This is a genomic window from Streptomyces sp. DH12 (assembly GCF_020873895.1).
Taxonomy (GTDB): domain Bacteria; phylum Actinomycetota; class Actinomycetes; order Streptomycetales; family Streptomycetaceae; genus Streptomyces.
In genome coordinates this window covers 1-395 of the sequence record NZ_JAHWGT010001604.1, presented here as the reverse complement: position 1 = coordinate 395, position 395 = coordinate 1, and the positions used below count along the sequence as shown (strand labels likewise).

Sequence of the window (395 nt, the reverse complement as noted above, 5' to 3'; positions counted from 1 at the left end):
ACCCGGAGACGATGCGGAGGATGCCCGCCGAGGCGGTCGTCCGCGCCCTCCTCGACCACATCGCGGACGCCCTCGTCGACCACGGCGACCTGGACCGCGCCCGCGAGGGCTGCGCACGCCTGCTCCGCGACGGCAACGGCGCGATGATCCAGCGCGCCCTCCTGGAACGCACGGAAAGCCTCCGGGACGTGGTCACGGAGTGCGTCCGCCATACGCAGGAATAGCCGGACAAGACAGAGGTCAGGCCGCACCGGGCCCCGCCGCCGGCCTGTGAGGCCGGTGGCCGGGGTGGCGGGGGCCGTCAGAGCAGCAGGATGATCGCGTAGACCAGGAAGAAGGCCGCGACGAGGGCCACCACGACGAGGATCGCGGTCAGGGGGCCCTTGCCCCAGCCC

1 protein-coding gene and 1 pseudogene are annotated in these 395 nt (G+C 73.2%); one reads left to right on the top strand and one right to left on the bottom strand.

The window, feature by feature from the left end:
* Positions 1–224: pseudogene (locus tag LPA54_RS41305) on the top strand (carboxylate--amine ligase); the annotation flags it as partial.
* A gap of 77 nt (positions 225–301) precedes the next feature.
* Here LPA54_RS41305 and LPA54_RS41300 read toward each other — a convergent pair.
* Positions 302–395 (bottom strand): DUF6480 family protein (locus LPA54_RS41300; RefSeq protein WP_228985519.1); only part of this gene is annotated, 94 nt, incomplete at its 5' end.